Raw genomic sequence first — 24,066 nt, 5'->3', positions numbered from 1 at the left:
ATTGGACGGTATTGTTTTCCAGCCCTAGTCTGGGTGCCTTTCTCCAACTATGGTTGCTCCGATGCTTGCCGTACTCAATGTGTTGCTGCCCATCTTTGCCCTGATTCTGGCCGGTTACCTGTGTCGCCGCACTGGCTGCCTGGGCGAGACGGCGGCCTCTGAGCTGAACCGCCTTGTGGTTTGGCTCTGCTTGCCGGCGCTGCTGTTTCACACCACGGCAACGGCCACGCTGGATGAGATTTGGCACCCGGGGTTTATCGCGGTAATCAGCATCGGCTCGTTGGCGGTGTTCTTCGCCACCCTGCTATACCGGCTACGTGGGCGCTCGCTGGCTGACGCCAGTATTGATGGCTTGAGCGCGGCCTATGCCAACACCGGTTATATCGGTATCCCGCTGTGTGTGCTGGTGTTGGGGGATGACGGCCTCGCGCCGGCCTTGATCGCTTCGCTGATCGTGGTGTGTGTGCTGTTTACCGTCGCGGTGGTGCTGGTGGAGGTGGGGCTGCAGCGTGCCGGCTCGCCCCTGCGGGTAGTCGGGCGGGTGACCTTGGCGCTGGCCAAAAACCCGCTGGTAGTCGCGCCCTTGTTAGGGGGTGTCTGGAACCTGGGCGGCGTTGAGCAGCCGATTGCGATGGCGCGCTTTCTTGAGTTGCTGGGTGACGCGACCGTGCCATGTGCGCTGATATCGCTCGGGCTGTTTCTGGCCCGCCCACAGCCCGCCGTGGCAGGTGGCGCCGGGGCGCTGGTGTTGATCAAGCTGATCGTGCAACCGGCGCTGGTGTGGGGCTTGGCGACCTGGGTCTTTCATTTGCCGCCGCTGTGGGCCAAGGCAGCCTTGCTGCTCAGTGCGCTGCCAACAGGCACCGGGCCGTTCATGCTGGCCGAGTTTTACGGGCGTGAGGCTGCGGTGGTGGCGAGGGCGGTGCTGTGGTCGACGCTAGGGTCCTTGGTGACCTTGTCGCTGTGTTTGTTGTGGTTAGGGTGAGGCGGCTTCGGGGTTAGCGAGAGAGGTGTAAAGATCGGCCCAGCCGGGGTTTGCTTGTTCGATCAGGTTGAGCTTCCAGCGGCGGTTCCACTTCTTGAGCTGCTTTTCGCGGGCGATGGCTGAGAGCATGTCTGCGGCTTGCTCGACGTACACCAGGTGGTGGATTCGGTAGCGCTGGGTAAAGCCCGGCACCAGGTCATTCTTGTGCTCCCAGATGCGTTTGATCAGGTTGCTGGTGACACCGATGTAGAGAGTGCCGTTGCGTTTGCTGGCGAGGATGTACACGCAGGGCTGTTTGGGCATTGGTGCTCCTTTGGGGCAAGACGGCAGCCCCGTGTTAGCTGGTGCTGTCGTGTAACTGGATCCCCGCCTTCGCGGGGATGACGAGAAGTTTTTGGATTAACCGTGGGAGCTCTTCTGTGACTCCTGCTTACGTTTGGTCAACTCCGCGGCATCACTTTAGATATGCCCACCATATAAACCTCGTCATCCCCGCGAAGGCGCACTACTGTCCGGAATAAATTTGGGGGAGAGTTCTGGAGGGATTGCAGCCACTGAGTTTGAAGGGTAGAACCCGTTGATGCGACTCAACAACTCAGTGACTACAACGTGTACACAAATACCCGATTTGCCGATCTTTTGAAAGGTTTGCCGCGCCCTGTTTTCGACAAGCAGGTGCGCGAACTCGATGCAGACAAGCACTGCAAAGGCTTTAAATCCTGGGACCAAATGATCGCTCTGATCTATGCCCAGATTGCTTGCGCCTCCAGCCTCAGGGAAATAGAGACGGGCTTTAACAGTCAGAAGATCCACCATTACCACCTGGGCACACGCTGCATTCGTCGTTCGACCCTGGCAGATGCCAACCAGAAGCGCCCGGCAGCACTGTTTGAGCGCATATGCCAACTGCTGATGGCCAAGGTCAGTCGTCACCTGCGGCAGGAGGTGGGCGAGTTTCTCTACCTGCTGGACTCCACGCCTATTCCTCTAAAGGGGCTTGGCTACGATGACTGGACAAGAGACAACCACAACCACCGCACGCAAGGGTTGAAGGTGCATGTGCTCATGGCATCGGGCAGCAACACACCGGTGCAGAGCCTTATTAGCGCGCCCAACATCAACGATATCGACGTTGGCCGGAATACGCCCATTGAGGCAGGTCAAACCTATGTCTTCGACAAGGGCTACTGCGACTACAACTGGTGGTATCAGATTCACTGCGCGGGGGCCTACTTTGTCACGCGCCTGAAGAGCAATGCGGGTGTTCAGGTATTGGCTGACAACACGCAGGACAGCTCAGAGCACCCGCAAGTACTGGGCGACCACCTGGTTAGCTTCAAGAACCGCCGACCTGGCGGCAAGCGCATCAACCAATACCACGGCACGCCTTTGCGCAGGGTCCTGGTGGCACGAGAGGATGGCAGACCGGCGCTAGTCATAGCCACGAACGACCTGGTGTCGCCAGCCAACGTGATTGCTGCCAACTATAAGGCACGCTGGGGCATCGAGTTGTTCTTCAAGTGGCTGAAGCAAAACCTGAGCGTACGCACGTTTCTTGGCCGCAGTGAAAATGCAGTCAGGATTCAGATATTTGTTGCCTTGATTACCTATCTGCTGCTGCAGATACAGCATGCGGGGTCAGCAGCAGCAAGCTCGTTGCGCTGCTGCCTGACCGAGCTAAGAGCAGGCTTGTTTCAGCGCAAAGAGACGGATCACGAACTGCTGCAACGAAGGCAACGGCGTCAGCTGATATGGACCAGGATGCAGGGTGCTCTGCCGCTATGAATTTATTCCGGACAGTAGTGCGCGAAGGCGGGGATCCAGTCGCGTGCTGGCGTTGGCGCAGTATCCATTCCCCGACCACCGATAGCTCTGGCACTTTTCCGTCAATGCGATAGGGTTGGCACGCAGCAGCTGATTTGCCGAATGGGCTGCGTTGAGCACCGACTACCCATAACAAGAGAGCACCCCAATGCCCGCCTTACCCCGCCTGATCAACGCCGCAGGCCAGCCCAGCTATGGCCTCTTCCCCGACGGGGTTGAGGAGATCAACTACCTCGATTTTGACCTGCGCACGGTGATGGACAAGCCGCGCTCGCAGTTGGCCAAACGCTTTGGCTGCAATCAGTTTCAGTTCATCAGCCTGCTGAGCCCGGAGCTGATCGTTGGCGTGGCGATTGTCGATCTCAAGCTGGTCAGCAATGCCTTCGTGTACCTGTTCGATCCGCGCACCCGGCGCTTTGACGAGTTCAGCTTTCTGCAGCCGCTGGCGCGCAATACCTACATCGACCCGCGTCCGGGCGACGGAGCGGCGCTGTTTGCCAAAGGGGCGAATCGCATCAGTGTGGATGCGGGTAGCGAACCCGGTGTACGCCATCTAAGGGTTGAGCTGTCCGGTGGTACGTGGATTGACGCGCGGATTAATGAGGCGCCGAGCCAGCAGCCGCTGTCCGTCTGCACCCGCGCCGGTTATGCCGGCTGGGTGTTTACTCGCAAGACGGCGGCGCGTTGCTGTACTGGTAGTGTCAGCTGGCACGGGCAGCAGTTTGATTTGCGCCAGATCGACGCGCTGGCGGCGGTGGATTGGACGGCGGGTTTTATGCGGCGGGAGACGTTCTGGAACTGGGGCAGTTTGTCTTGCCGTTTGCCAGATGGTCGGCGGCTGGGCTTTAACCTGGCGGCAGGCGTTAATGAAACCGGGTTTACCGAGAACGGCCTGTGGCTGGACGATCAACTGATCAAGGTCGATATGGTCGACTTTCAGTTTGATCGCAGCGCGCCACTCTCACCCTGGCAGCTGCGCTCGGCCGATGGCCAGATCGATCTGCAGTTTGCACCGGCCGGTAGTCGGCAAGAAAAGCTCAACGCGCTGCTGCTGGCATCCAACTTCAAGCAGCATTTTGGGCAGTACAGCGGGGTGCTGCGGCTGCCGGGCGAGACGCTTCAGATTACTGATGCCTGGGGGCTGGTGGAAGATCACTACGCCCGCTGGTAGCAGACTGCGGCTGCGCTGATGGCAGGTCAATCAGCAGGCCGATGACGGGGCATGGCGGGTTGGCAGCGGGCCTGAGGCTGCCTATTCTGTCTGTTCATTGAGACACAAGACCCCACAAGGGCTGCCCATGAAACCCGCACTTCCCGACGGCCTGATTGTCGTCGCCAAGGCTGATTGTCCAACTTGCCGACTGGTCGAGCCGCTGTTGGCCGAGATCGCCCAGGCCGGTCCACTGACGGTTTACGCCCAGGACTCGGCAGACTACGCCGCTGAGCTGCCGTCTGCTCTCTACGATCAGAGCCTCGAACACTCCTTCCATCTCGGCATTGAGTTTGTACCCACGCTGATTCGCGTTGAGACCGGCCAAGAGGTCGAGCGTACCTACGGCTGGCACAAGGAAGACTGGCGCCAGCTGACCGGTTTGGCCGAGCTGGGCGAAGCGCTGCCGGTGATGCGGCCGGGCTGCGGCTCGAAGACACTGGAGCCGGGCGTCAGCGAAGAGCTTGAGCTGGCCTTTGGCAATATCCGCCTGCAGTCGCGCGAGATCGACATGGGTAGCGCCGAAGACCCGATGGAGGCCTGCTTCGAGCGTGGCTGGAGCGACGGTCTGCCGGTGGTGCCGCCGACGCCGGTGCGGGTGCTGCGCATGCTCAAGGGCACCAGCCGCCAGCCCGACGACGTGGTCGGGTTGATGCCGCCGGACCTGGTGCCGGTGACCGTCGAAAAAGTCGCCATCAACGCGGTGCTGGCCGGCTGCAAGCCGGAATACATGCCGGTGCTGCTGGCGGCGCTGGAGGCAGCGCTGAGTGATGAGTTCGGCTTGCACGGGCTGATCTGCACCACCATGTTCGGCAGCCCGATGATTGTGGTCAACGGGCCGGCGGCGCGCGCCATCGGCATGAACTCGGGCGTCAATGCGCTGGGGCAGGGTAACCGCGCCAACGCCACCATCGGCCGCGCGCTGCAGCTGATTATTCGTAACGTGGGCGGCGGCCGTCCCGGCGAGATTGATCGGGCTACCCTGGGTAACCCCGGCAAGTACAGTTTCTGTTTCGCCGAGGCCGAAGACGCCGATTGGTTGCCGCTGGCGCAGGAGCGCGGTGTTGAGGCCGGGCGCTCGGCGGTGACTCTGTTCCCCGGCGAGGGGGTGCAGGGCATTGTTGATCAGAAGTCCCGTGACCCGGAATCGCTGGCGCGCTCCTTTGCGCTGTCGCTACGCACGGTGGACCACGCCAAGCTGGCGATGGCCGGTGACGCGGTGCTGGTGGTCTCGCCTGAGCATGCGCGGGTGTTCATCGACGCGGGTTGGTCCAAGCAGCGGCTGCGTGAAGAGCTGGAACGCCTGCTGTTGGCGCCAGGCGCCGAGCTGGTTGCTGGCGCCGGCGGCATTGCTGAAGGTATTCCTGAACGTTTCAAGGATCAGCAGGTGCCCAAGTTTCGTCCGGGCGGGCTGCTGATTGTCCGGGCTGGCGGCACCGCTGGCCTGTTTTCCGCCATCATCGCTGGCTGGGCCGCTTCCGGCCCGGTTGGCTCGTCTCCGGTAACACGTGAGGTAACGTCATGACCGACAACATACTGCTTGATCCGACCGCAGAACGCGCGCCGGCCCAACGCGCGCGTCTGGCACGTCCAACCAGCCTTGAAGGCAAGGTGGTGGGGCTGCTGGATATCTCCAAGCCGCGCGGCAACGTCTTTCTCGATCGCATCGAGGAGCAACTGGCAGACATGGGTATCGAGGTGAAGCGTTACGCCAAGCCCACCTTCACCCGCATTGCCCCGACTGAACTCAAGCAGCAGATGGCCGCCGAGGTGGATCTGCTGGTGGAAGGTCTGGCCGACTGAGGGTCTTGCACGTCGTGCTGTATGCATGACATCGCAGACCTGGAGTCGCGTCAGATCCCGGGAGTAGGGGTTGCCTCCAGTGAATTTGTACAGGCCGCGGCGTTGCAGTCGAAGGCCCTTGGCTTTGATCCGGCCATGGTCTTTGTTCCGCATCCGATCCAGGACCGCACCGACGATGAAATGCGCGCGCTTGCCGATGGCGCGCTGGCAGAGATTCTGCGCCTGCTGCAAAGCGGCGACGCAGACTGAGCCGCAGGTGGCCGCATGACGGCCGCCATCAACCGACCGCCAGCGGTCGACCGGGTTTTGGCCTGGCCGCTGGTGCAGCAACTAATTGCCGATCACGGCCGCGCGCTGGTGCTCGATGGCGTGCGTGCCGCGCTGCAGCTGTGGCGCGACGGGCAGATCAGCGACGAGGAGGCGCTGGTGCATTGGCTGCGTCAGCACCTGCTGGCGACGCTGGCGCCCTCCATGCGCCCGGTGCTGAACTTGACCGGGACCGTGCTACATACCAATCTCGGCCGCGCGCCGTTGCCGCCGGAAGCGGTGGCGGCGATGAACGCGGTCGCGCTCGGGGCGAGCAATCTGGAGTTCGATCTCGTCAGCGGGCAACGCGGCGACCGTGACGATCACGTTGAGCAGTGGATCTGTCGTCTGACCGGCGCCGAGGCCGCGACCGTGGTCAACAACAACGCCGCTGCCGTGCTGCTGGTGCTCAATGCCCTGGCAAACCGCCGCGAGGTAGTGGTGTCGCGCGGTGAGCTGATCGAGATCGGCGGCTCTTTTCGGCTGCCGGACATCATGGCCCGCGCCGGCTGCAAGCTGCGCGAGGTTGGCGCCACCAACCGTACCCACCCGCGAGACTACAGTGAAGCCGTGGGTCCGCGCACCGCGCTGCTGCTCAAGGCGCATACCAGCAACTACCGCATTGATGGCTTCAGCACGGCGCTGGATGAGTCGCAGCTGGCGGCGATTGCCCGCGAGCACAGTGTACCGCTGGCGGTGGACTTGGGCAGTGGCTCGCTGATTGATCTGCAGGCATTGGGTTTGCCGGCTGAGCCAGTGGTCGCGCAGGTGCTGGCGCAAGGTGTGGACGTGGTGACCTTCAGCGGCGACAAACTGCTGGGCGGCCCGCAGGCCGGCATCATCGCCGGACGCGCCGACCTGATCGCGCGCATTCGCAAAAGCCCGCTCAAGCGCGCGCTGCGCTGCGACAAGATGACCCTGGCAGCGCTGGAAGCGGTACTGCGGTTATACGCCGACCCGGACACGCTGGTGCAGCGGGTGCCGACCCTGCGCCTGCTGACCCGCAGTGCCGAGTCGATTCAGCAGACCTGCGCGGCACTGCTGCCTGATCTGCAGCGCTGGGTGGGGGACGGCTTTGCGGTAGATGTTTGCGCGGTCAGCAGCCAGATTGGCTCTGGGTCACTGCCGCTGGACGTTCTGCCCAGCGCGGCCCTGCGGCTGCGCAGCGCCAGCGGCAATCGGCGGGAGCGCAGTCGCGCATTGCGGCAGTTGGCCGAGCGACTGCGCCGGCTGCCGCAGCCGGTAATCGGACGGATTGCCGATGACAGCCTGCTGCTCGACTGCCGCTGTCTGGAGCAGCCGCAGGTGTTGCTGTCCGCGCTGGAAAGCGACGCGTGATCATTGCCACCGCCGGCCACGTTGATCACGGCAAAACTACCCTGATTCATGCCCTGACCGGAGTGGATACCGACCGGTTGGCCGAAGAAAAGCGCCGCGGGCTGACCATCGAGCTGGGCTTTGCCTGGTTGCCGAGTGAGACCGGCGAGCCGCTGGGCTTTATCGATGTGCCCGGCCACGAGCGCTTTATCGGCACCATGCTGGCGGGGGTTGCCGGGGTGGATATGGCGCTGCTGGTCGTAGCGGCCGATGACGGCGTGATGCCGCAGACCCGCGAGCATCTGGCAATTCTGCAACTGCTGGGCGTGCGCGAGCTGGGGTTGGTGATCAGCCGTTGTGATCTGGTGGACGACGCTCAGCGCGAGCGTGTTGTCGAGCAGGTGCAGGCGCTGGCCGCCGAGGCGGGTTGGGCCAATGCGGACGTATGGCGGGTTTCCAGCACCAGCGGGCAGGGCATTGACGCGCTGCGTCAGGCGCTGCAGCAACAGGCGGAACAGCGCGAGACGCGGCCAAGCGACAGCCCGGCGCGCTTCATGATTGACCGCCGCTTCAGCATTGCCGGGGCGGGCTGTGTGGTGACCGGCACGCTGGTCAGCGGTCGGCTGCAGGTGGGGCAAAAGCTCTGGCTGCATGGGCAGGAGGTGCGGGTGCGCAGCCTGCAACGGGCCTCCAGCGAGGTTGCCGAGGTTCATGCCGGACAACGCTGTGCGCTCAATCTGGGTGGCGCGGTGTCGGCAGACCAGCCCCAGCGCGGCGACTGGCTGAGCGAGCAGGTGTTGCCGCTCAGTGATCGGCTTGATGTTTCCCTTACGCAGTTACCCGAGAGCCATTGGCACCGTGGCGTGCTGCAGTTGCATCTGGGCACGGCGATCCATTCGGTACGGGTGGTGCTGCTGGATGAGGCCGCGGGGCTGGCGCAGCTGATGCTGGAACAGCCGGTGTCTGCGGTCTGGGGAGATCGCTTTATCATTCGCGACCCGGCGGCCAACACCACGCTGGGTGGCGGTCGGGTACTGGATCCGCAGGGTGTGGGCCGCGGTCGCAGCAAGCCGCAGCGGCTGGCGCTGCTGGCTGCCTGGTCGAATGCCAGCACGCCGAGTGAGGTGCTGGCCGCAGCGCTGCAGCAGGGCGCGGTGGCGTTGCCCGAACTGGCGCTGAAATTGAATTTGCCCGCCGAGCAGCTGGAACAGTTGCTCCCGGATGCAGGGTTGATCGTACTGGCGGCGGCTGGCCAGCGGGTTGCAGTTACGGAGCCATTTTGCGAAGCACGGTGGCAGCATTTGGCCGAACGTCTGGCCGATTGGCACCAACAGCACCCCGAGTTGCTTGGGCCGGGGGAAGGGCAGATCGGCTTGGTCGGCTGTCTGCAACTGCCGTTACCGTTGGCGCGGCAACTGCTGCAGCGCTGGCAGACCGAGGGACGGTTGCAGCGCACTGCATGGGCACTGCACCTGCCGGAGCATCAGCCGCAGTTGCAGGTTGGCGATACTGAACTGCTGGCGCGGGTTGTCGCCGAACTGGCGCCCGGCGGCCTGCGCCCGCCGATTGTCGGTGAGCTGGCGACCGCGCTGGAGATGGAGCTGGTAGCACTCAAAGCCTTCTTGCTGCGCATGCAGCGCTCTGGCGAATTGATCGCGGTGGCGCCGAACCGTTATTACCTGCCATCACAGGTGGAAGGGTTGGTAGCGGTAGCGCGGCAGTTGGTGGCAGACTCGCCGTCCGGCAGTTTCAATGCGGCCCAGTACCGTGATGCCTCGGGCATCGGCCGCAACCTGACCATTCAGATACTGGAGTATCTGGATCGCGCGGGCGTGACCCGCTTTGTGCGCGAGCAACGTTTTCTGGTGGCTGGCTGAGCCGGCTGCTGCAATGGATGGACATCGTCCCCGGTGGGGCGCCCGGACTTCAACTCCGGTGAGATGCGCAACGCGTGTCTGGTGGGTTCGACTCCCATGTCCTTCCGCCATTTTGTGGTTCCTGCGCAATGCACAGCGCCTTCACGAGGAAGGCGCTGTGTTACCGCTGGTTGGCATATCGGCTCAGATCAGATCAAAGCGATCCAGGTTCATCACCTTGGTCCAGGCGGCGACGAAATCCTTGACCAGCTTCTCCTTGCCATCTGCGGAGGCGTACACCTCGGAGTAGGCACGCAGGATGGAGTTGGAGCCGAACACCAGGTCCGCGCGGGTGGCGGTGAACTTCGGCTTGCCGCTCTTGCGGTCCAGGCCGTCGTAGTGCTCGCCGTTAGGCTTCCAGACGGTGGCCATGTCCAGCACGTTGACGAAGAAGTCAGTGCTCAGCACGCCAACCTTGTCGGTGAACACGCCGTGGCTGCTGCCGTCCCAGTTGGCGCCCAGTACGCGCAGGCCGCCGACCAGTGCGGTCATCTCAGGTGCAGTCAGGCTCAGCTGCTGGGCCTTGTCGACCAGTAATACTTCATCGCTGATGTCGATGCCGGAGGCTTTCCAGTTACGGAAGCCGTCCGCCACGCCTTTCAGGTACTCCGTGGTGTGTACCTCGGTCTGTTCCTGCAGGGCATCTACCCGACCTGGCGAGAACGGCACCTTGACGGCCACGCCTGCGGCCTTGGCGGCCTTCTCGACGCCCAGGTTACCGGCCAGCACGATCAGGTCGGCCAGCGACAGCTTGGTGCTAGCCTTGATGCCTTCAAGCTGAGTCAGCGCGCCGACGGCGACCTTGTTGACGTCCCAGCCGCGTTGCGGGTGCAGGGCAATGCGCGCTCCGTTGGCACCGCCCCGCTTGTCGCCGTTGCGGTAGGTTGCCGCTGACGCCCAGCCCAGCGACACCAGCTCGGCAACGCTGAGGCCCAGTTCGTCGATCTTGGCCTTGGCATCGTCAATGTCGGCGGCGGAAGGCAGCGGGCCGGCGGCCGGTAGCGGGTCTTGCCAGATCAGGTCTTCCTTCGGTACTTCCGGGCCAAGGTAGCGGGCTTTCGGCCCCATGTCTCGGTGGGTCAGCTTGAACCAGGCGCGGGCAAAGGCTTCGTTGAAGGCCTGCGGATCGTTGAGGAACTTGCGCGAGATCTTCTCGAACTCCGGGTCAAAGCGCAGGGTGAGGTCGGTGGTCAGCATGGTCGGCTTGCGCTTCTTCGACGGGTCGAAGGGGTCGGGCATGATCTCGGGCGCGTCTTTGGCTTCCCACTGAATGGCGCCAGCCGGCGAGCGAGTCTGCACCCATTCGTACTTGAACAGGTTCTCGAAGAAGTAGTTGCTCCACTGGGTGGGCGTTTGCGTCCAGATGACCTCAAGGCCTGAGGTGATTGAATCTTTGCCGACGCCGCTGCCCTGGCCGCTGGTCCAGCCCAGGCCCATGGATTCAATGGGAGCGCCTTCCGGGTCCGGACCGATCATGTCGCCAGGCACCGCGCCGTGAGTTTTGCCCAGGGTGTGGCCGCCGGCAATCAGCGCGACGATTTCTTCATCGTCCATCGCCATATTGCCAAAGGTTGCGCGAATAAAGGGGGCGGCGGATTTGGGGTCGCCGCTGGCCTCGGGGCCTTCCGGGTTGACGTAGATCAGACCCATTTCGGTGGCCGACAGAGGGCTGTCTTTCAGGGCTTCGGATTTACGGTGTTCTAGCCAGGCTTTTTCTACACCCCAGTTGACGTCGTTGTCCGGCTCCCAGCTGTCGATGCGGCCGGCCGCGAAGCCAAAGGTGCGGAAGCCCGAGGCTTCCAGCGCAATGTTGCCCGCCAGCACAAACAGGTCGGCCCAGCTGATTTTCTGGCCGTACTTCTGCTTCACCGGCCAAAGCAGGCGGCGGCTTTTATCCAGGTTGGCATTGTCCGGCCAGGAGCCCAGCGGGGCAAAGCGGTGCTGGCCGCGACCCGCACCACCACGGCCGTCAACCAGGCGGTAGGTGCCGGCGCTGTGCCAAGCCATGCGGATGAAGAGGCCACCGTAGTTGCCCCAGTCAGCCGGCCACCACTCTTGGGAGTCGGTCATGGCCTTCTTGATGTCGCCCTTGAGTTCTGAATAGTTGATCTTCTTGAACTCAGCGGCGTAGTTGAAATCGTCACCCAGTGGGTTGGAGCGCTCAGAGTGTTGGTTCAACAGATCGACACGTAATTGGTTGGGCCACCAATCAAGGTTGGCTGTTCCTTGGCCAGCGGGGTTGTATGGGCACTTACCTGAGTTTGACACGGCATTCTCCTTATCAAGGGCGTAGCGCAGCGGTCTTGTTGGCTGCTTGCTCAATGAGATTAGATAGCGATGCTGGCGTGCACAATTTTGAAAATTCTACCGAGGTGATTGATTTTTTCTTTGAGTGACACCAATGCCCAGACGGTCCTCCCACAAGCCTCTGCGGCAATCGTGGTCAAGGCCTGCTGTGCATGAGCAGGTTCGCATGTTACTTTTGCTCTCCATATGAGAAGGTGTCGCATTATCATTTTTGCGATGTCCAGCAGCTGCTAACCGGACAGGGCAGCCTAATGGCGTCAAAGGAGCACCCTGCATGGGCAAAACCCGCATACCGCTGGATTCCACCGACCATGCCTGCAGTCGGATGGCGCGCTTGCTGGCCGAGGATGCCTGCCGTATCAGCAGCCGCGAGGCTATGCAGCCCGACGACACGTTGCTGCTGGACACGCTGGACATCGTTGGAGAGGAGATCATTTTTACCCAGCGCCCGGGCACCCTGAGCAACGACTTCTTCGTCAACCTGGTGGATATGCACACCGTCTGGAAACCCACCGCTGACGATGCAGACGTATACGAGGGCCGCGACAGCCACAGCGGTGAACTGAAGTGGACCGGTACCCGTGTTGATCTGGTGTTTGGAGCCAACTCGCAGCTGCGGGCCCTGGCTGAAGCCTATGCCCAGGATGATGCCTGTGAGAAGTTCGTGAAGGACTTTGTCGCCGCCTGGAACAAGGTGATGAACGCCGACCGCTTCGACCTGGCCTGATCTGATTTGTGCTTTAACCCTCGGGCGCCGCGATGGCGCCCGAGGCGTTTCTGTGCTGCCACTATTGGAATTAGCATTGTGAATGATCATTCATAACGGCGTTTTTAAGCCTACGACTCGATGCTTTTTGTCTCCCCATGCGGTTCTCCGAACAGACGAAAAAAGAGCGCCATAAATTGTTCAGCACACACCTCGGGACAAGACGAAACGGGTTGGCTTGATAAGCGGAATGAACGTTTATACCGACTTTGGTGTGTTAATTAGGCCTGCTTTGACCAAAAGGTTTTGCAGGTGACCGATGGGTCGTTTTTCTTTTTTGGCTCAATTCGAAGGTGCTGTCTCAGTGGTTTTTTAGCTGTTGTTGCTGCGTGGCTCACTACCTATGCTCAGGTCAGATTCGCTACCGACCCCGGTCGGTGCCGGGTCCCAATTACAACAACACGCGGAGAGCGGTATGACCTTCACACTCGCAAAGCGAGCTGGGCGTCCAGCCTGGCTAGGCGCTTCACTGGCGATTCTCGCCTTGCCTCTGGCCGGCTGTCTGGGCGGCGGCGGTGGCGGCAGCAACGATGATGTGCTGAGCGGTACCTTTGTCGATAGTCCGGTAGCCGGGCTTGATTACCAGGGCAGCCAGACTGCCGCATCGAAAACCGGCGAGGGCGGTGAGTTCAGCTACCGCAGCGGTGAAACCCTGACCTTTGCTATCGGCAATCTGGTGCTTGGCAGCGCGGCGGGTGGCCAGCTGTTGACGCCGCTTGATCTGGTAGACGGCGCTGCCGGCGCAGACGATCAGCGGGTCCTCAACCAGTTGATTCTGCTGCAGAGCCTGGACGCCGACGGCAACCTGAACAACGGGATCCAGATCAGTCCGCAGATCCGCGACGAGGTGTCTCTGGTCGCCGGCACTATCGAGTTTGATCAGAGTCCGTCGGACTTTCGCGCAGCCATCGCCGGCCTGATTGCTGACCTTGAGGCCGCTGGGGCCTTTTCCGATACCGACCCACGTGAACGCACTGTAGCGGTGGCGAGCGATGCGCTGGAGCACTTTCAGCGCTCCACCTCCGAGCGCCATCTGGTGTCCACCACCGGTGGCGAGTTGCGCGGTTTCGCAGCCACCGATGATACCTGGCAGTTTTTGGGTATCCCCTACGCCAAGCCGCCGCTGGGCGAGCTGCGCTGGCGTGCTCCGCAGCAGGCTGAGCCCTGGGAGGGCGTACGTGATGCTGTTGCCTGGAGCGATCAGGCCGCGCAAAACCCGGCGCTGGAACGCTTTGGTGAAGGTGGCATGAGTGAGGATTCGCTGTACCTCAACGTCACCGCGCCCAAGGATGCCGATAATCTGCCGGTCATGGTGTGGTTTCACGGCGGTGGCTTTACCGCGCTGACCAGTAACACTAAACCCTTCAACAACCCCGAGGCCGTGGTGACCAAGGGCGTGGTGCAGGTGTCGGTCAACCATCGTTTGGGTGCGTTCGGTTATCTGGCGCATCCCGAGCTGAGTGCTGAGAGCGAGTATGAAGGCTCAGGCAACTACGGCCAGATGGACCTGATCATGGCGCTGCAGTGGGTGCAGGACAATATCGCTGCCTTTGGTGGCAACCCGGATAACGTGACCATCTTTGGCGAGTCCGGTGGTGGGCGCAAGGTGCTGTCGTTGATGGCTTCGCCGCAGGCCGCCGGGTTGTTTCATCGCGCGATCAGTCAGAGTGGCACCCTGCGGCCGGACACTCGCACGTTGGCCGATGGCGAAGCGGTTGGCCTGAGCGTACAGCAGCGCATGGGCGTTGATTCGCTGGCCGAGATGCGCGCCGCGCCCTGGAACGAGGTCGCCGCTGCTGCGACCGGGCTGGAGTACACCAACATCGACAACCACTACCTGCCGATCTCTGAACGTGCGCTGTTCGAGAGCGGTCAGGATAACGATGTGCCCTTTATGTTCAGCATCAACACCAATGACACCGAAGAGCCAACCGCAAGCGCGATTAACGTTTTTCCCTGGATGGCGCCACTGAAAGCCCAGCCGATGTTCGCAACGCTGTTCGCCCACCAACCGGCGGGTTGGCGCGCTCGTGGTATGCAGGCCTATCACGCTGCTGAGCTGGCTTATCTGTTCAATATGCCCGATAGCGTGGTTACCCATTACCAGTTGGGGCTGGTGTTGGACCCGGCTACCGATCAACCGCTGATGATTGGCGACCTGAACGGTAACGGTGTATCCGGCTCGCGCGGCGACCCTGCGGACATCATGGCATCTGCCGGGTTTGATGCCACAGACGACGAGGTGATCGATCGCATGATGACCATCTGGACCAACTTTGCCAAAACCGGTAACCCAAGCATCACCGATGAGGTGACCTATCCGGCTTATCAGGCTGAGACCCAGCAATACGTCGAACTCAGCAGCGGCGCGGAGATCGGCTCCAACCTGGCTGACCAACTGCAAGACTGATTCAGGGAGCGATGACATGCAGAGCACAATGAAACGATTTGACGGACGGCGCAGCCGTCTGAGCCTGGCGGTCATAGCTGCGTTTGCCTTGCCGTTGGCTGGCTGCCTGGGTGGCGGTGGCGGCAGCGATGATGAGACCGCCAGTGCCAGCGGCGTCTTTGTCGACAGCCCGGTGGCCGGGCTTAACTACAGTGGCAGCAGCACTGCTGCGACCACCACGGGCGACAATGGCGAGTTCAGCTATCAGCCCGGTGAGACGCTGACCTTCGCCATCGGCGATCTGCAACTGGGCAGTGCATCCGGCGCCGAGGTGCTGACGCCGCTGGATATTGTTGACGGCGCAGTGGATGCCAGCGACCAGCGAGTTGCCAATATTCTGGTGCTGCTACAGAGCCTGGACGCCGACGGTGACCTGAACAACGGTATCCAGCTGACCGCGCAGATTCGTGACGCGGTGTCGGCAGCCGGTGCGCTTGAACTGGATCAGAGCACGGCTGATTTTCTTGCGGCGATCACGGATCTGGTCGATGACCTGGAAACCGCCGGCGCCTTCTCCGATACCGACCCGCGTCCGCGCGCCATTGTCGATGCGGCTGATGCCCAGGCGCACTTCGCCCGTGCCAGCGGCCCGCGCATTGAGGTCGAAACTACCGGCGGCACCTTGCGCGGGTTTGAGGCCAGCGCCGATGCCTGGCAGTTCCTGGGCGTACCTTACGCCAAGCCGCCGCTGGGTGAGTTGCGCTGGCAGCCACCGCAGGCTGCTGAAGCCTGGGAGGGCGTGCGCGATGCGGTGGACTGGGCTGATCAATCCGCCCAGGACTACACGCTGGAAGGGGTTAACGAGGGCGGCATGAGTGAAGACTCGCTGTACCTCAACGTTACCGCGCCCAAGGATGCCGACAACCTGCCGGTGATGGTGTGGTTCCACGGCGGCTCCTTTGCCATCCTCTCGGCCAACTCCAAGCAGTACAACAACCCCGATGGCTTGACCGAAAAGGATGTGGTGCTGGTGACCGTCAACCACCGTCTTGGGCCGTTTGGCTACATCGCTCACCCGTTGCTGACCGCAGAAAGCGGCTACAACGGCTCGGGCAATTACGGCCAGATGGACCTGGTCATGGCACTGGAATGGGTGCGAGACAATATCGCGGCCTTCGGCGGAGATTCTGACAACGTGACCATCTTCGGTCAGTCCGGCGGGGGCGGTAAGGTCTACTCGCTGATGAACTCGCCGCAGGCCAGCGGCCTGTTCCACAAGGCTATCGTGCAAAGCGGATTTGCGCCGCTGGACACCACCAGCGCGCCCGGTGATTCGCTGGCTGAATCTGAGGCCATTGGTGAGGCCTTGTTCGAACGTGCGGGTGTCACCACCCTGGAAGAGGCGCGCGCCTTGCCCTGGACGGCGCTGGCCAAGGCGGATCTGGACAACAGCATCCCGCGTCAGACCTATCGCCCCAACGTGGACTATTACTATCAGCCCAAAACCTACTACCAGAATGTACTCGACGGCATGCCCAGTGATGTCCCGCTGATGGCAGGCGTGACCAATGGTGACTACACCACGCTGCGCGCTGCCATGCCGATCTGGTTGCAGCAACGCTCGGCGCGCTATGAGTCCGACCAGTTCATCTATCGCTTCAGCCGGGTGCCGCCGGGCTGGGCGGAGCTGGGGCTGACCAGCTGCCATGGTTGCGAGCTGCCGTATCTGTTCAACTACCCGGCCGGCATGGTGCAGAACTATCTGCTGGGGCTGGTGCTGACGCCGCAGGGGCAGCGTCCGCCTATTGGTGACCTGAACGGCAACGGTGTAACCGGTAGCCAGGGTGATGCCGCCGATGTGTATGCGTCGATGCGCTATGGCGCGGTGGATATGGCGGTGGCTGAAGAAACCATGTTGCAGTGGACCAACTTCGCCAAAACCGGCAACCCCAGCACGGATGCCATCAGCTGGACGGCGTACACGCTGGATAACGATGCATTGATGGAAATGGGCGCGGACGGCACCGCGCGTATGGTGACGGGTACCGCCGAGCCGCGTTAAGTGTTTTATTGAGTCGTGCGAACGGGTTGCCAAGCAACCCTTTGGTCAGATGGCCAACCCCGACAGCGCCATGAGCGGCGCTGCCGGGGTTTTGTTTTTGTGGCTAGCGGGTCGACTTCAGCCGGTGTTCCCACAGCCTGCGTGCCAGGCGGCGCATGTTGGGGACGTCGTCGGTTTCGTCGAGAATTGGCTTGCCGATCAGGGTTTCCAGGATGTCTTCCATGGTCACTAGGCCGCCCCAGCTGCCGAACTCGTCATAGACCAGGCACATGTGCTGCTGCTCGCTCAGCATCTGGCCCATCAGGGTTTCGACATTGAGTGAATCCTGCGCCACCTTGACCGGTTTCATCACCGAGCTGATGGGCGCGTTCTGGTCCTTGGCGGCGAGAATGTCGACGCGAAACACCACGCCCAGCGGGGCTTCGTCTTCGTTGATCACCGGGTAGCGCGAGAACTGGCTGTCCTGCACTCGGACCAGCGCTTCGCTGATGCTCAGCTCCGGTGCCAGGCTCTCACACACGGTGCGGGGGGTCATGATGTCGCGCAGTCGCATGTTGTGCAGTTCCAGCACGTTGCTGATCATGCGCTGTTCGTCTTCATCCAGCTTGTCCAGTTCGCGGCCAAGCAGCGCCAACGCCTTGATCTCCTCGCGCACATCGTGCTCGGGCGCCTTGCCGCCCAAGCCGCGGGTGACCAGGTCAGACAGCAGGATGAAGGGCTTGAGCACGGTGATCATGCTGCCCAGCAGGGCGGGCAGGGCAGGTGCCAGTTTGGGCCAGTAACGAGCGCCCAGTGTCTTGGGAAAAATTTCCGACAACACCAGAATCAGCAGGGTCATGATGGCCGAGGCAACGCCGAGGTAGCCGTCGCCAAACACCAGGGTGACCTGTGCACCAACACCGGTGGCGCCCACGGTATGGGCGACGGTGTTGAGCGTCAGAATAGCGGCCAGCGGCTGATCAACGTTTTCTTTCAGGTGGCGCAGGCGGTTGTAGAGCCTGGGCTTATCGGCCTTTTGCTGGGCAATGAAACTGGGCGTCATCGACAGCAGGGCAGCTTCCAGAACGGAGCAGAGAAAAGAGACAAAAATGGAAAGGACAGCAAAGGCTATCAGCAGGGTCATCAGGCAACACAGGTAGTCAATCGGACCACCATTGTACGCCTTGGCTCTGCCTGATGTGTGGCAAGGTGCTGCAAAAGGTTTCTGTATTTTCCAGAGCTATGAGGGACCAGGATACACCTGACCATGGAGGCTCTATGGCGCTGACAACTACCCTGAGTTTTGATTTCCAGGCCGTTTGCCTGCGCTGCCCATGTTGCTGCTGGCGTTGGGAATCGTGAACGCCACCGCTCTGCTTGGCGCGGTGCAGGGCACTTGGGGGCGTCTTTGGTGTGGCGTTGAACTTTGTCTTCCAGGATACCCTGTGCACAGTGGATACCAGTGCTGCGGCTGACCCAGGTCCGCAGATTGAGGCGGATCAGCGGGCCAGAACCGAGCCGGAGCTGCTCGATCCGGCGCGCGGAAATCGGGCTGCGCTGATTGCACAGCCGTGGGGCAGGGCATTGCGCCCTGCCGATCAGGTGCGACTCAGAACTGGTAGGCAGCCGAGACCTTGATGTTGCGGCCAGGCTCGTAGTCGTCCAGCTCAAAGCCACGGGCTACGCCGGTGCGTGAGGCGTGGGAGTAGTATTGCTCGTCAAACAGGTTGTCCACGCTCAGGGTCAGGGTCAGACGGTCGGCCTGCGGCGGAACCCATTGGGCGTAGACCGAGTGCACGTTGTAGCTGTCCTTGTCCGGCGTGCCGGGCATAACGTTGTCTTCGGTCAGTACCCATTGGGAGTTCCAGCCGGTTTCTACGCCCACGGCCGGGAAGTAGTAGCTGAGGTTCAGCGCAATGCTGTCGCCCACGTCCATGCTGCGGCCGTTGTAGTCCAGCGCGGGGGTGTTGTTGGTCTTGTTGTCGGCATCGGATTTGGCGTAGCTCAGGCGCGAGTTGAACTCACCAATGCCGTAACCAACGCTGGCTTCAAAGCCTTCAATTTCCACATCACCGTTGTTGCCGATGATGTAACCGCCTGCGCCGCTGTTCAGCGTGCCGTCGTAGGTATTGGCGAAATAGTCATCCAGGTCGGTCTGGAACAAGGTCAGGTTGGCGTTGATTCGGTGCTCGCCAAACTGTTGCTGGTAGCGGGCGCCGATTTCCTTGTTGAGACCAGTCTGGGCCTTGATGTCATCCGCCAGAATGGTGCCGTTCTGGTAGTACACGAAGGTTTCCAGCAGTTGCGGTGGCTTGAACAACTCACGGGCGCTGGCAAACAGGGTCAGGTTCTGGTTGACGGCAAACTCCAGGCCCAGCGCCCAGGTGACTTCGTCAAAGGTGTCGCTGCCGGTTTCGGCGTTGCGCTCAAAATGGTCGTAGCGCACACCGGGGGTCACGGTCAGCCGGTCGGTCAGGCTGATGCGGTCTTCAACATAGCCGGCCGTGGTGATGGCGTTCTCGTCGATCCACGGGTCATTACCGTATTGGGCGCGGCTCTCCTGGCGGTTGTACAGGGTGCCGTAGGTCACCTCGTGCTGCATGCCGGCCAGTTCTGCCAGGCTAGTCAGCTCCAGGGTGGCGCCCAGGTTCTCGGCTTCTGCGGTGTTGTCGCTCAGGCGATTGCCCGGCCAGCGGATTGTGATCTGTGACTCGTCGCGGTTCAGCTCCATGGCGTTGCGGTACAGCGTGGCGTTGGCGGTGGTGTTGCCACCGGCATCGTACTGGTAACGCAGCGAAGTGGTGTCGCGGGTGTACTCGGTAGGCAGTTCCAGGTCGCCTGACAGGCCTGCGTTGGCGCTGCCGGCCATGTCCGGACGCGGGCTGTAATCGCCCTTGTCGCGATAGTGATCATGGCTGAGTTCAAAGCGGTGACCGAAGGATGGCTCCACGCCGAATTTGACCAGGATGTCGCTGACGGTGCCGTCGCTGCCGAAGGTCTGCTGGCCGTCGCCGTCATCAAAGTTGTCGCGGTCGATGGTGTAGCCGTAGACCATGGCATCCACCTTGTCGCTCAGGCGGCCATAGGCGGTGACCGAGCCCTGGTGGTAGGCGTTTGAGCCGTAGCCGCCATAGACGCGCATGCCGAAGTCTTCGCCGGCACGTAACAGGTCCAGCGCGTTCTTGGTTTCAAAGCTGACAGAACCGCCAACGGCGGCGCTGCGCACGGAGTTGTTGCCTACCTGCACGTCGGCCATCTGAATGATGTCGGGGTTCAGGGTCAGGTTGCCGATGTGGTGAAACATGCTGGCGTACTGGCTGGCGCCGTCCAGGCGGATGTCCAGGTCGGTTTCGTTCAGGCCGCGGATATTGATGCGCTGGGTAACAGAATGGGTACCGCCCACGTCGACGCCGGGAATGTCGCGTAGCAGGTCGGAGAGGTGGTCGGCCTGCTTGATCGAGATGTCCTGGTCGGACAGAAACTCGGAGGAGCTGGATACCTGGGTGCCCCAGACCTGCATGGTGGGCAGTGCCAACTCGTCACTGCTGTCATCGTCAGCGGCCATCAGGACTGGGCTAAAGGCCACGGCCACGGCAAGGCTGAGCGGAGAGAGATAGTGCGGGATGCGCGCACCACGGCGGTTGAGGTCGGCAGACATGCAGATATTCCTTTGATGTGTGGCAGTTTGTCGCATTAATGATAGCGATTCTCATTCATAATATGACTTTGTATTCGTTGCCATAAGTGGTCTGCTTATGCGTTACTGCCAGAGAGTTATGCATAAGCGGCATATTGAGGGCTGTATGAGCAAACGCAAGGTGGAGGAGGCCAGCGGGCGACGTACTGACCGCGCGGTGCTGTTTGCGGAGATGGTTGGCGGTGAGCGGCGCGCGCAGATCGTGGCGCGCAACGACGTGCAGCGTCAGGTGCTGGTTGAGGGCAGTTTTGTCTCCGAGAACTTCGGCAATCTGCAGGTGGAGGCTGGCTGTACCCGCGAATTGGCGGACGCGGTCGCCACGGCACCGGTTAAGCCCCGGGTGATCCTGACCATTGTGCTGAGCGGTGAGGTGCACTTTGCCTACGACGGCAGCGAGCATGTGCTCAAGGTCAACCCGCAGCGCCAATCGCGCGCCAGCACCGCCCAGGCGCTGGCAGTCAACCTGCGGCGGTTGACGGTGTTTCGTCGGCAGATTCGGCGGGGCGAGCGCGACTTGAGCAAGGTGCAACTGATGTTCAACCCTGACTGGTTGCGCCGTGGCGATAGCAACGACCCGTTGCGTCGGAGGCTGGAGCAGCACCTGCTTGGACAGCACCTGGCAAGTATTGCCTGGCAGCCGGATGAACAGGTGCTGGCGCTGTGTCGGGCGCTGCTGGACTTGCGCCACGAGCCCGACCGGCTGCGGCGCAGCCTGCAGGCGGAAAACCTGGCTCATCAGGTGCTGTGGGGGTTTATCCGGCACATTGAGCAGTTGCCGCTGGGGGCATGCGAACCGGTCCGCGCCCCGCGCCCGCTGGGCCCGACAGCGCGCGCCATTGCCTGGCTGGAAGCCAACCTGGATCAGCCCTTGAGTGTGGAAACGGCTGCCCGCGCCACGGCCATGAGTACCCGAGCGCTGCAGCGGCATTTTCGCCGCGACACCGGACTGACGGTGTCCGACTATGTTCGTGGGCGGCGCCTGGAGAAGGTGCGCGACGTGCTGCACCAAGAGCAGATCAGCGTTAGCGAAGCGGCTTTTCTGGCTGGCTACAACCACACCTCGAACTTTATCACCGCCTTCCGTCGCCACTTTGGTGTCACGCCCGGAGAGCTCTGCAATGCGGATCTCCGAGCTGATGGCGCGGTGCGCTGCACGCCGAGTGTGGCGGGCTTGGGAGGGCGAGACAAAAGCGTTTCTTAACAATTCTCATTTATTGAAAGTTGCCGTGTGCTTTGGTTAGTATCCAGCGCTTTCCTCGTTCGGAGCCTGTTCATGTCTGCCATACCCCTCACCGGCAAGGGACGCTTGACACTGAATCTGGCCATGCTGATCAACATGCTGTCGATTGGCAGCACCATGATGGTGATGCCGCTGGCGGCCGATCTGGCGTCTCCCCTGAATATGCCCCCGCAGTACGCTGGCTATATTGCCGGGCTGGCGGGTTTGGCAGCTGCGCTGGCCAGCTGGTTGGCCGCGCCATGGCTGGACCTGTTTGCCAGGCGCCCGCTGCTGGTTGCGCTGGCGGCGCTGCGGTTTGCGGTACTGGCCAGCTGCGCAGCGGTGCAAACCAGTACTCAGCTGATGTGCTTGTTCGCCCTGTCAGGCGTGTTTGCCGGCCCCATGGGGGCAACCCTGATGGCGGCCATTGTTGACATAACGCCGGCTGCCCAGCGTGGACGACAGCTGGCCTACGTCGCCATGGGCTTTTCATTGGCCGGCATTGCGGTGGTGCCACTGGCGTTGGGGCTGTCGCAGTGGTTGTCCTGGCGTTGGGCATTTCTGGCCATTGGTGGCGCTGGTTTGTTGTTGACACTGCTTGTGGCCATGCTGCTTCCGCTGCTGGGTGAGCACCGCGCGACCCGTCGCGGGCGCATGCGTTTTCGGGCTGAGCCCCTTTGGTTGTGGGCGATGCTGGTGGTGGGTGTTCAGGCCGGCGCGCATAGTCTGCTGATTCCACATTTTGCCAGCTACTTTCGCTTCAACTTGGGCGTGGCGCGGGAAATGATCCCGCTGCTGTTTCTGCTGGGCGGGCTGGCCAGCATGGCGGCCATGCAGCTCAGTGGGCGCTTGATTGACCGAGGTCATACTCTGGTCGCGGTGGTGGGCAGTAATCTGCTGCTTATGTTTGCCACGCTGATCGGGTTTGTCTGGGGGGCCATGTTGTTGCCGCTGATGTTGGTCTTTCCCCTGTTCATGGCTGCCAGTTCGGCGCGTTTCAGTGCCGCCCAGACCATCACCGCGGGCATTCCCGCCCCCGAGCAAAGGGCTGGCTTCATGGGCTGGCAGAACACCCTGGCCGGACTCGCCTCTGGTGCTGCCAGCCTGGCTGGGGGCTACTGGCTATCCTCTACGCCGGATGGCGCGCTGGTGGGCTACTCCAGTTTGGCGCTGCTGTCGTTGCTGGGGGTGGCGATAGCGTTGTTTGGCACCGTAATGATTGTGCTGGGGTTGCGTCAGCCGGCCGCTGCTGAGGGGCTGCGTTCATGAGGCGTCATCAGTGGGGCCTGCTGAGTGGCGGCTTGCTGTTGCTGGTGCTGCTGGCGTTGACGTCGCTGGGCACCGGTGCCGGCACCTATGGGTTGCCTGAGGTGGCGGGCTATCTGCTGGGTGATCCGCAGCGGGTGGCCGACGACAAGCTGGCGATGATCGTCGATACCCTGCGCCTGCCGCGCACCCTGGCGGCGCTGTTGATTGGTGCGGCACTCGCCGTGGCGGCCAGCCTGCTGCAAGGGGCAACGCGCAACCCGTTGGCCGAGCCGGGGCTGCTCGGCGTGAATGAAGGGGCCGTGCTGGCGCTGGTGATAGGCATCAGCTTTTTTGCGGTCGAGTCTACGGCGGGCTATCTGGTCTGGGCCGGCATCGGCGCGGTATGCGGCAACCTGGTGGTGCTGGCGCTGGCTTCCATGATGGGCGTGGCCAGCCCGCTGCGCCTGATTTTGGCCGGGGTGGCGCTGACGGCGGTGTTCGGCGGCATCGCCAACTATCTGCTGCTGGCCGACCGGGTGGCGCTGGATCAATTCCGTTTCTGGAATCTGGGTTCGCTTGCCGGGGTCCAGATGGGCGCGCTGGGTACGTTGCTGCCGGGCGCGTTGGCGGCCCTGGTGCTTGCGGCCCTGCTGAGCCGCCGCCTGCAGTTGATGTCTATGGGCGATCAGCAGGCGCGGGCGCTCGGGGTGTCGACCGCCTGGGTGCGTGCCGGCGTGTTGACCTCCGCATCGATTCTCACCGCTTGCGCCGTTGCGGTAGCCGGCCCCATCGGCTTTATCGGCTTTCTTGCGGCTTACTGTGGCCGGGTTATCGAGTCGGTGTCGCTGCCGCGTCAGTTGCTATTTTCGGCATTGGCTGGCGCTCTGCTGTTGATGGCGGCAGATGTGCTGGCGCGCTGGCTGATTCAGCCCTATGAGCTGCCGGTAGGCACCTTGCTGGCGGCTATCGGTGCGCCGGTGTTGATCGTCGTAGTGCTGCGCGGCGGCTTTCGTTCACTGCTGGCCGAACGCTGAGGTT

Annotated in this window: 16 protein-coding genes, 1 tRNA gene and 1 pseudogene; 14 read left to right on the top strand and 4 right to left on the bottom strand. The window is 62.1% G+C overall.

Annotation, left to right across the window (positions count from 1 at the left end; genetic code table 11):
* Positions 1 to 61 precede the first annotated feature (61 nt).
* Positions 62 to 985 (top strand): AEC family transporter, encoded by a 924-nt coding sequence (locus tag BM116_RS11530; RefSeq protein ID WP_083724672.1) that lies wholly within the window; start codon positions 62 to 64, stop codon positions 983 to 985.
* Here BM116_RS11530 and BM116_RS11525 read toward each other — a convergent pair.
* Entirely contained in the window at positions 977 to 1,288 is a 312-nt protein-coding gene (locus BM116_RS11525; RefSeq protein WP_083724674.1) for a GIY-YIG nuclease family protein, read from the bottom strand. The two genes, BM116_RS11530 and BM116_RS11525, sit on opposite strands and share 9 nt — an antisense overlap.
* Positions 1,289 to 1,594: 306 nt before the next feature.
* Here BM116_RS11525 and BM116_RS11520 point away from each other — a divergent pair, with 306 nt between their 5' ends.
* From BM116_RS11520 to BM116_RS18870, 7 genes are all read left to right on the top strand, one after another.
* Positions 1,595 to 2,770, top strand: coding sequence for an IS4 family transposase (locus BM116_RS11520; protein ID WP_083724676.1), 1,176 nt, complete (start codon positions 1,595 to 1,597; stop codon positions 2,768 to 2,770).
* A gap of 187 nt (positions 2,771 to 2,957) precedes the next feature.
* Positions 2,958 to 3,980, top strand: a complete 1,023-nt coding sequence (locus tag BM116_RS11515; RefSeq protein WP_083724678.1) for a DUF2804 domain-containing protein — start codon at positions 2,958 to 2,960, stop codon at positions 3,978 to 3,980.
* 127 nt (positions 3,981 to 4,107) lie between these two features.
* Entirely contained in the window at positions 4,108 to 5,544 is a 1,437-nt protein-coding gene (locus tag BM116_RS11510) for a thioredoxin family protein (protein ID WP_083724680.1), read from the top strand.
* A complete protein-coding gene (locus BM116_RS19305) occupies positions 5,541 to 6,071 on the top strand; it encodes a UGSC family (seleno)protein (RefSeq protein ID WP_328586206.1) in 531 nt (176 codons plus the stop codon). The genes BM116_RS11510 and BM116_RS19305 overlap by 4 nt, the downstream gene beginning before the upstream one ends.
* Positions 6,072 to 6,086: 15 nt before the next feature.
* Positions 6,087 to 7,466, top strand: a complete 1,380-nt coding sequence (gene selA / locus BM116_RS11495; protein WP_083724686.1) for an L-seryl-tRNA(Sec) selenium transferase — start codon at positions 6,087 to 6,089, stop codon at positions 7,464 to 7,466.
* Positions 7,463 to 9,322, top strand: a complete 1,860-nt coding sequence (gene selB / locus BM116_RS11490) for a selenocysteine-specific translation elongation factor (RefSeq protein ID WP_169847225.1) — start codon at positions 7,463 to 7,465, stop codon at positions 9,320 to 9,322. The genes selA and selB overlap by 4 nt, the downstream gene beginning before the upstream one ends.
* 15 nt (positions 9,323 to 9,337) lie before the next feature.
* Positions 9,338 to 9,432: transfer RNA gene (locus BM116_RS18870), tRNA-Sec, on the top strand.
* A 73-nt stretch (positions 9,433 to 9,505) separates the two neighbouring features.
* On the opposite strand, the gene katG is transcribed toward BM116_RS18870, so the two are convergent.
* Positions 9,506 to 11,629 carry a catalase/peroxidase HPI gene (gene katG, locus BM116_RS11485; RefSeq protein ID WP_083724690.1) on the bottom strand — a complete coding sequence of 708 codons (2,124 nt, stop codon included), beginning with the start codon at positions 11,627 to 11,629 and terminating at the stop codon, positions 9,506 to 9,508.
* A 421-nt stretch (positions 11,630 to 12,050) separates the two neighbouring features.
* Between katG and BM116_RS19170 the strand changes: the two are divergent.
* The 3 genes and pseudogenes from BM116_RS19170 to BM116_RS11470 all read left to right on the top strand — a co-directional run.
* Positions 12,051 to 12,395 (top strand): annotated as a pseudogene (locus BM116_RS19170) (catalase/peroxidase HPI); the annotation flags it as partial.
* Between the two features lie 454 nt (positions 12,396 to 12,849).
* A complete protein-coding gene (locus BM116_RS11475) occupies positions 12,850 to 14,844 on the top strand; it encodes a carboxylesterase/lipase family protein (RefSeq protein ID WP_169847226.1) in 1,995 nt (664 codons plus the stop codon).
* Between the two features lie 16 nt (positions 14,845 to 14,860).
* Positions 14,861 to 16,885, top strand: a complete 2,025-nt coding sequence (locus tag BM116_RS11470) for a carboxylesterase/lipase family protein (protein ID WP_083724694.1) — start codon at positions 14,861 to 14,863, stop codon at positions 16,883 to 16,885.
* A gap of 103 nt (positions 16,886 to 16,988) precedes the next feature.
* Here BM116_RS11470 and BM116_RS11465 read toward each other — a convergent pair whose 3' ends face one another.
* Both BM116_RS11465 and BM116_RS11460 read right to left on the bottom strand, forming a co-directional pair.
* Entirely contained in the window at positions 16,989 to 18,008 is a 1,020-nt protein-coding gene (locus BM116_RS11465; RefSeq protein WP_083724696.1) for a CNNM domain-containing protein, read from the bottom strand.
* 465 nt (positions 18,009 to 18,473) lie between these two features.
* Entirely contained in the window at positions 18,474 to 20,522 is a 2,049-nt protein-coding gene (locus tag BM116_RS11460) for a TonB-dependent siderophore receptor (protein ID WP_083724698.1), read from the bottom strand.
* 145 nt (positions 20,523 to 20,667) lie between these two features.
* Between BM116_RS11460 and BM116_RS11455 the strand changes: the two genes are divergently transcribed.
* The 3 genes from BM116_RS11455 to BM116_RS11445 all read left to right on the top strand — a co-directional run bounded on the left by BM116_RS11455 (position 20,668) and on the right by BM116_RS11445 (position 24,062).
* Positions 20,668 to 21,762, top strand: coding sequence for a helix-turn-helix domain-containing protein (locus BM116_RS11455; RefSeq protein WP_169847228.1), 1,095 nt, complete (start codon positions 20,668 to 20,670; stop codon positions 21,760 to 21,762).
* Between the two features lie 72 nt (positions 21,763 to 21,834).
* Entirely contained in the window at positions 21,835 to 23,049 is a 1,215-nt protein-coding gene (locus tag BM116_RS11450) for an MFS transporter (protein ID WP_083724702.1), read from the top strand.
* Positions 23,046 to 24,062 carry a FecCD family ABC transporter permease gene (locus BM116_RS11445; protein ID WP_083724704.1) on the top strand — a complete coding sequence of 339 codons (1,017 nt, stop codon included), beginning with the start codon at positions 23,046 to 23,048 and terminating at the stop codon, positions 24,060 to 24,062. The genes BM116_RS11450 and BM116_RS11445 overlap by 4 nt, the downstream gene beginning before the upstream one ends.
* Positions 24,063 to 24,066: the final 4 nt, after the last annotated feature.

The sequence above is a fragment of the Halopseudomonas pachastrellae genome (assembly GCF_900114765.1).
Taxonomy (GTDB): Bacteria; Pseudomonadota; Gammaproteobacteria; order Pseudomonadales; family Pseudomonadaceae; genus Halopseudomonas; species Halopseudomonas pachastrellae.
This window is presented reverse-complemented; position numbering and strand designations above follow the sequence as displayed.